Here is a 7,436-nt window from a genome sequence, read left to right on the forward strand (position 1 = left end):
GCGCGGTCGAGTCGCGGTTGACCGGTGTTGATGTTGCCGGTGTCAGTATCACTGGATATGGGGCAGTGTCCGAAAGTCCTTTGCGGGCGGTTGTAATGGAGTTGTGACGCATTGCTGAACGTGGGGTAAAGATCGCGGTCAGTGATCATCCGTCGTCAGGCGCCGGGCACCGGCGCGATCGTCCACGGCGCCGTAGGTGGACGCCCGGAACAGGAAGGAGGCCCAGGAGCGGTAGGGCCGCCACGCCTCGGCGAGCCCGCGGTACGCGGCCGGCGGGGTGTCCTCCGGCAGGCCGTACGCCTCGCGCAGGATCGCGAACAGCCGCGGCTCGTCGCCCGGGAACGCGTCCGGCGCACCCGCGCCGCGGATCAGGATGAGCCCGGCGGAGAACGGTCCCACGCCGGGCAGGGCGCGCAGCTCGGCCAGGGCCTCCTCCGGAGCCAGGGAGCGCAGGTGCTCGGTGGTGAGCACGCCGTCGAGCGCCGCGCGGGCCAGCCCGCGCACCCACTCCTCCTTCTGCGCGGGCAGACCGAGCCCGCCCGCGTCCAGCAGCGTCACGGGCGGCGGGAAGACCGGGTACTCCCGTCCGTCCAGGGTGACCTTCGCTCCCCACCGCTCGGCGATGCGCTGCTTGATCCGGGAGGCGATGAGCATCGACGAACGCTGCACGATCACCGCCCAGCAGGCCGCCTCCCACGGGCTCCAGAAGCACACCGGCCGCAGGCCGGGGCTGAGCCGGTGCAGCTCGCCGAGGACCGGGTCGGCCTCGCCGAGCTTGGCGAACCCGGCGCCGTCCACGTCGAGGGACAGGATCCGGGCCACCTCGCCCCGGATCCCCGGCCCGGTGGGCCGCGTCGTGGCCACGGCGACCCCGCCCGGCGCGGCCGTCACGGTCACGCCGATCGGCCGCCAGTCGGTCTCCGCGCAGTAGGCGAAGCGCAGCGCCCGCCCGTCGGAGGGCAGCGCGCTGGTGGCCGGCCAGTCCTCGACGAAACGCAGCGAGGCGTCGAAACTGAACGGTCCCTCGGCGGTGAGCGTGAATCCGTGCGTGGTCATGCGCGAATGGTAAGAGTCCTCGCCGACCACCCGGACCTCGCGGACCCTCTGGACCTCGCGGCCCCCCGGACCTCGCGGACCCCCGGACCGCCCGGACCGCCCGGACCGCCCGGACCGCCCGGACCGCCCGGATTTCGCGGATCGGCGTGGGCCGATCCGCGAGATCCGAGCCTGGGCTCAGCGGGACGCGGCGTGCCGCGCGGCGCGATAGCCGAAGACGACGGCGGGGGCGATGGTCGAGCCGGGGCCCGGATAGGTGCGGCCCATGACCGAGGCGGTGGTGTTGCCCGCCGCGTACAGGCCCGGGATGACCGACCCGTCCTCGCGCAGGACGCGGGCGTGCTCGTCGGTGAGCAGGCCGCCCTTGGTGCCGAGGTCGCCCGGATGGATGCGGACGGCGCGGAAGGGACCCCGCTCCAGCGCGCCCAGGTTGGGGTTGGGCTTGACCCGTGGGTCGCCGTAGTAGTTGTCGTAGACGGTCCGGCCGCGGCCGAAGTCCTCGTCGACCCCGGTGCGGGCGAAGCCGTTGAACCGCTCGACGGTCGCGGCCAGCCGTTCCGGATCGATGCCGATCTTCGCGGCCAGCGCCTTCAGGGACGGCTCCTCGACGAGCAGGCCCGCCTCGATCCACTTCTTCTTGCGGCCCAGATAGGCGGTGTTCAGGTAGCGCCGCGCGTGCCTGACGTCGGTGATCATCCACATCGGGCCGGGCACGTCGTGCCGGAGCATGTCGTGCCCGAGGTCGATGTACGACTGCGACTCGTTGGTGAAGCGTTCGCCGTTGGCGTCCACCATGATGCTGAAGGGGAGCGAGCGCTCGGCGACGAGGAAGCTGCTCTTGCCGTCGGGGCCGATCAGGCTCCCGCCCCACCAGGCGTCGTCCATGAGCGCCAGCGCGCCGCCCGCCCGGGTGCCCGCCTCGATGGCGGTGCCCAGGTCGCCTTCGGGGGCGGAGGAGTATCCGGGGACGCCGTGATGCTTCAGGCGCCACTCGCGGTTGTTCGCGAAACCTCCGGCAGCCAGGACGACGCCGTGCCGGGCTCGGACCCTCCGCCGCCGGCCGTCCCGTTCGACGACCGCGCCCACCACCTCGCCGTCCTCCACGATGAGGTCGACGATCGGCGTGGAGAGCCAGACGGGGGTCTGCTGGGTGCGCACGATGTGCATGAGCGAGCAGGCGAGCGCGCCGCCGATGCCGACCGGGCGCTTGCCGGCGGCGAGCTGGCCGAGCGAGCGGAAGACGAACTGCGCGCCGCGGACGAAGCCGCTGGGGGTGGACCAGGCGCGGGCCAGCAGCCACACGTCGTCGGTCATGAGCGGGAGCGGGATGCTGTCCTTGGCGCGCGAGCTGGCGTACCAGTCGCCGAGCAGCCTGGTGTCGAAGGCCGCGACCTCGAGGGAGCGGCCCACCTTGCCGCCCGGCCGGTCCGGATAGTAGTCGGGGTAGTCGGCGGACCTTCTCCACCTGACGCCGAGGCGGCCGAGGAAGGTCACGACCTCGGAAACGGTCTGCAGGAAGGCCGCCCTGCGCTCGGGCGAGGAGGCCGGCCCGACGTCGCCGATCACGTCGTCCAGGTACCGGCGGGCCTCGCCGGTGGAGTCCTGGACGCCGGCCCGGATCATGAGCGGGTTGGCCGGCATCCACAGCCCGCCTCCGGAGATGGACGTGGTGCCGCCCCATTTCGGGGTGCTCTCCACCACCAGGACGGTCAGCCCTTTGTCGGCCGCGGCGATCGCCGCGGTCAGGCCCGCCGCGCCTGAGCCCGCGACGAGTACGTCGACGAGGTCGTCCCACTGATCGGTCATAAGCTCCCTCGTTTCACGCGAGACGGCCCGGAAGGCGATCTCACCAACCGGACAGTTCTGTCCGGTTAACGGTTCGTAGTCTGTGCGATGAGCGTTCGCCGAGTCAACAGGTGCGCGGACCGCCGGCCTCAGCTCGCCGACCGGCCTCGGCCCCGCCGACGGAACTCAGCTCGCCGACCGGCGTCGGCCCCGTCGACGGAGCTCAGCCCGCCGACCAGCCGCCGTCCACCGGGACGATGGCGCCGTTGACGAACGAGGCGGCGTCGGAGGCGAGGAAGAGGGCCGCGTCGGCCATCTGCTCGGGCTGGGCCATCTGATCGCCCAGGGCGAGCACGGGCCCGAGCCGGGTGACGCCGGCAGTGTCGAAGGCGGCGGCGCCCTCCGCCGTGGCGATGTTGGTCAGGGTGGGGCCGGGCAGGATGGCGTTGCAGCGGATGCCCTCCTTGGCGTACGCCCAGGCCACGCTGCGGGTCAGGCCGACCACGCCGTGCTTGGAGGCGGTGTAGGCGGCGCCCGCCGCGCCGCCTCGGATGCCGGCCTCGGAGGCGGTGTTGACGATCGCGCCGCGTCCCTCGCGCAGCATGTGCGGCAGGACGGCGTGGGTGACCAGGAAGGTGCCGGTCAGGTTGACGCGCAGAACCCTGTCCCACATCTCGATCGAGATGTCGGCCGGCAGGGCCATGTTGTCGATGATGCCGGCGTTGTTGCACAGCACGTCGATCCGTCCGTACGCGCTGATCGCGGTCTCGACCATCGCGGTGACCGACGCCTCGTCGCCGATGTCGGCCGTCACGGCGAGGGCGGCCTCCCCGATGTCGGAGGCGGTCAGCTCGGCGCTTTCGGGCTTGATGTCGCAGACCACGACACGGGCGCCGGCCTTGGCGAAGGCGATGGCCATCGCTCTGCCGATCCCGGAGCCGGCGCCCGTGATGAGCGCCACGCGGTTGTCGAAGGTGTCGGTCGTCATGGTTCGTCCTCCTGATGGGGGCGCGGCAGAGGGGGTGAAGGCGAAGCGGGTCACAGCAACCGGACAACAATGTCCGGTTGCTACGATAGCCGCCATGCCTGCCGCGCGTCGACCGAACAGAGGGCCCAGTGCCGCGGCGGAGAACCGCGCGGCACTCATAGCGGCGGCCCGTGAGGTCTTCGCCGACGCCGGATACAACGCGCCGCTCAGCATGGTCGCCCGCGCCGCCGGAGTCGGGCAGGGCAGCCTCTATCGGCACTTTCCCGATCGCATCAGCCTCGCGCTGGCCGTGTTCGAGGACAGCGTCGCCGACCTGGAGGCCCTGGCCGCCGAGCCCGGCGCCGGTCTCGACGACGTGCTGGCCCTGATCACCGAGCAGACCATCGCCTCGACCGCGTTCGTCACCATGGTCAGCACGCCCTCGCATCCCGACCCGCGCGTCATCGTCCTGCGCGATCGCGTGGCGAGGCTGCTGGAGGGCGGGCTGGCCGAGGCCCGGCGGGCAGGGCGCGTCCGCGCCGACGTGACGGCCGAGGACCTGGTCCTGGCCGTCGGCATGCTGGCCAGCCTCCTGGCCAACCTCCCGGCCGCCGAGCGACCCGAGACCGCCCGGCGCATGTGGAGCCTGCTCCGCGGCGGCATCGAGCCCTGACCGCCGCCACGGCCCACCTCCACGACTACGGGTCCCACGGGTTTGGTTTCGCCTTGCGGTGACCCTGGGCCAAAGGCCAGGTCCGCGGCCGTGCACGCTCCGCATCGGCTGACCATGGTCTGGCTGCTTCGCTGATCGATGGCCTCAGGTCGGTCGCGATGTACGGCTATCGTGCGACTTCTCCCCTTTTTTTGACGATCTTTATATAGGATCATGCTGGTTTCAGAGCCGCTACGACATTCGCGGTGGCTCATCTCTTCGCGTGCGGTGCCTCTGTGGTCCTGGTGTAATCCGAATGTCATTCGGTGAGGATGTTCCCGGTCGTGGAGATGGGCGCGGGGTGAAGCTGGAGGCGATTGTGGTGGTGGCAGGTCTTGGCGGCCAGGGGCATGGACGGCATCGGCGTCGTCGCGGCTGCGCCCGAGCGGTCGTCATGCCTTCCTGTCTGCGATCGCGAACGACGAGTGCCGTATCGGAGCAGAGATGAACGACCGTTACCCGGCTGAAGTGGGCCATTCCATGGAGTCGGTCTTTCCCGAATCGCGTGAGTTGGCTGCTCAGCTGGTGGGGCAGGGGTTTTCGGGCGACCAGAGTGTCCGAGTGACGATCGGCGGGAACGGGCTGGTCGAACTCGTCGACATGGACCCCCGGGTGATGCGCAGGGGCTCCGAGGAGCTCGCCGAGTTGGCTGCGGAGGCGCTGCGGAACGCCCAGGAGGACTGGTTCCGTCGCTTCGCTGAGGCGACCGCCCCCCTGCGTGAGGAGCGGGCGCGCGTCATCCAGGAGCGCCTTCGGAAGAGCCTGGAGGAGAACGCGCAGATGTACGCGTATCGAACGCGGGAGATCCAGGAGACGCTCGCCAAACTGTCGCAAGACCGCTGAGCTGTCGATCCCGTCCGTCGCGGCCGCAAAGGCGTCGGCCGCCGAACAAGGAGAGTGTTGATTGGCCGGCCCCGAAGGCGCCATGTGGAACCCCGATTCCCTCAACAAAGGATCGAAAGCGATAGAGGGCATTGCGGGTGCCGTAAGTGAGCTGATCATAACGAATGATCGCATTTACGACCGGCGCGCCCCCCGGCCGTCGGACCAACGCGATCCGATTCCGCACCACTACAAGTTGTTCTATGCCGACGGACTCGCCGTGGAGGTGAATGCGGCGGCTAAGGCGGTGCTGGACGCGCTGCGGAACCTGCGGAGCCAGGTCACGTGGGGGTCGGACGGGCTCGCCAGGATGGCTAAAAAAGAAACCGCCGTGGAGGACCACAACCTCGCCGCGGCGTACGGGAAGCTTGAGAAGAAACTTGATCGGCCGGAAGGGGAGACGTCGTGAACGATATCGACTTCCGCGGAACTCCGTACTACCTGGACTTCGCAGATCATGAAGAGGTGGAGGAACTTCTCTCGCACTGGGGCCAAAAAGGCATGAAGTTCAGGTGGCCGGCGGACGACAACTGGGAATACTACCAAGCGTTCGAGGCCTGGGGTGAGGTGTGCGATGCGCTGCTGGCGCAGCTGGGAAATAATGACGCCTTGAAAAAACAGTTCAAGGAGATGGGGGAGAAGAACGACGGGGTGGCGTTGGACGCCTTCGTGGCGTACTGGAATTCCATTCCTCTGCAGAATGCCAGGGAAATCTCCCACTCATCCGAGGTGATCAGGGGAGCGGTCTGGGCGGTGAATCGAAACCTTTCCGCCTTCAAGGAGACCGCCATGCTGAGTCTTCTGGATCTCAAGAAGGCGCTGGACGACACCGAGGGATGGTGGTGGTCCCGTTGGTTCTCGATCGGGGTTGACCGCAGCGAGGTGGAAAAGAAATCCCGGTCCCTCGTCCATGAATTCGACCTCGGCATGAAGCCGCTCACGTCCCAGCTCGAGCAGAACGTGGGCCAGGCAAGGGAACTCATCGTCAAGCAGAAAGCGGTTCTCGAGCAGATCGCCAAACCCATGCCGAAAAACCTCGGATTAGGCCCGTGATTCATGCGTGGGACCACTCAGGGCGGTCGTGACCGCCACCGCTTTACGGCAGGATGTCGATCATGAGTGGCTCCCGCTACGGGACCGGCCCCTGAGCGCAGCCGCCGGTCCCAGCGGCTGCGACCGCCGAGCCCATGGCCAAGCACGTCGGCGCCGCCGCCCGCTTCCCCGTCCGGGCGACGGCGCTGACAGGCATCAGATGCGCCTACCAGGGACGGTTGATGTGCAGTTGCGTGCTGTAGCTGACGCTCGAGGTGTAGAGGTCGAGGTCGACCCGGGCCCGGTGAGACGGGCGGGCGTAATGCGTGTAATTCGCGGAGAGTGTCCTGGTCTGCCAGACGCCGTTGCATTCCTTGGCGTAAGCCGGTTCGTTACCCGGCGTGGTCCAGTCCACGAGCCGGATCCGGGCGCACCAGCCGTCACCCGGCCCGGAGTCGCGGAGCTGCGCGGTGACCGTGATCCACTCCCGGCCTTCGGTGCGGTCGATGTACCAGGTCACCCTGGCGTTCCGGATCTGCGCCTTCGCCCGGCCCGATGACGGGTTCTGCAGGTTCGGGAGATTCCACGTCTTACTGATGACGCCCGTCTGCGCCGACGCGGCGGGCGACGTCGCGCAGAGTCCGGTGAACGTCAGGCCGGCCACGAGCGCGGTGTGGAGAAGTCGTTTCACTGTGCCCCCAGTGCTGGTGAGGTGTGGCCGTCGCCCGGATTCCCCGTCCGGGCGACGGCGTCGAGATGATCTGGCGTGCTGTGAGGGTGCGGGCCCCGTGCACAACCTCAGGTGCGACCAGTGCGGCCGGAGAAGGAGCCGACGGCCCGTGAGACGACCTGGCCGGACCGTCAGCGTGATCTGGCGTGGAACCCCGGGCGTTTACGCCTTTGTTGGTCGATTCGGTTGATGATTGCCGGGTCGCGGGAGACGCTGAGGGGACTTGGGCCGCGGAGAGGACGAAGGAGGTTCTGTCGTGTCTCTGCGACCTA

8 protein-coding genes are annotated in these 7,436 nt (G+C 69.0%); 4 read left to right on the forward strand and 4 right to left on the reverse strand.

Features of this window, described 5'->3' with window-relative positions:
- Positions 1–138: 138 nt before the first annotated feature.
- The 3 genes from IEY82_RS11115 to IEY82_RS11125 form a co-directional block, all read right to left on the reverse strand.
- Positions 139–1,056 (reverse strand): DNA-3-methyladenine glycosylase family protein, encoded by a 918-nt coding sequence (locus tag IEY82_RS11115; RefSeq protein ID WP_189123940.1) that lies wholly within the window; start codon positions 1,054–1,056, stop codon positions 139–141.
- 177 nt (positions 1,057–1,233) lie between these two features.
- The gene (locus IEY82_RS11120) at positions 1,234–2,862 is read right to left on the reverse strand and encodes an FAD-dependent oxidoreductase (protein WP_189123941.1); all 1,629 of its coding nucleotides are present in this window, start codon (positions 2,860–2,862) and stop codon (positions 1,234–1,236) included.
- 202 nt (positions 2,863–3,064) lie between these two features.
- Positions 3,065–3,829 (reverse strand): SDR family NAD(P)-dependent oxidoreductase, encoded by a 765-nt coding sequence (locus tag IEY82_RS11125; protein ID WP_189123942.1) that lies wholly within the window; start codon positions 3,827–3,829, stop codon positions 3,065–3,067.
- A gap of 94 nt (positions 3,830–3,923) precedes the next feature.
- On the opposite strand from IEY82_RS11125, the gene IEY82_RS11130 reads away from it, so the two are divergent.
- The 4 genes from IEY82_RS11130 (at position 3,924) to IEY82_RS11145 (ending at position 6,455) form a co-directional block, all read left to right on the forward strand.
- Positions 3,924–4,481, forward strand: coding sequence for a TetR family transcriptional regulator (locus IEY82_RS11130; protein WP_189123943.1), 558 nt, complete (start codon positions 3,924–3,926; stop codon positions 4,479–4,481).
- 483 nt (positions 4,482–4,964) lie between these two features.
- Positions 4,965–5,363 (forward strand): YbaB/EbfC family nucleoid-associated protein, encoded by a 399-nt coding sequence (locus IEY82_RS11135; protein WP_189123944.1) that lies wholly within the window; start codon positions 4,965–4,967, stop codon positions 5,361–5,363.
- Positions 5,364–5,424: 61 nt separating this feature from the next.
- Positions 5,425–5,811, forward strand: a complete 387-nt coding sequence (locus IEY82_RS11140) for a hypothetical protein (RefSeq protein ID WP_189123945.1) — start codon at positions 5,425–5,427, stop codon at positions 5,809–5,811.
- Positions 5,808–6,455 carry a hypothetical protein gene (locus IEY82_RS11145; protein ID WP_189123946.1) on the forward strand — a complete coding sequence of 216 codons (648 nt, stop codon included), beginning with the start codon at positions 5,808–5,810 and terminating at the stop codon, positions 6,453–6,455. The genes IEY82_RS11140 and IEY82_RS11145 overlap by 4 nt, the downstream gene beginning before the upstream one ends.
- Positions 6,456–6,660: 205 nt before the next feature.
- Here the strand turns inward: IEY82_RS11145 and IEY82_RS11150 are convergent, their stop codons facing one another.
- Positions 6,661–7,125, reverse strand: a complete 465-nt coding sequence (locus IEY82_RS11150) for a hypothetical protein (RefSeq protein WP_189123947.1) — start codon at positions 7,123–7,125, stop codon at positions 6,661–6,663.
- Between the last annotated feature and the right edge of the window lie 311 nt (positions 7,126–7,436).

Source organism: Nonomuraea cavernae (assembly GCF_014646355.1).
Classification (GTDB): domain Bacteria; phylum Actinomycetota; class Actinomycetes; order Streptosporangiales; family Streptosporangiaceae; genus Nonomuraea; species Nonomuraea cavernae.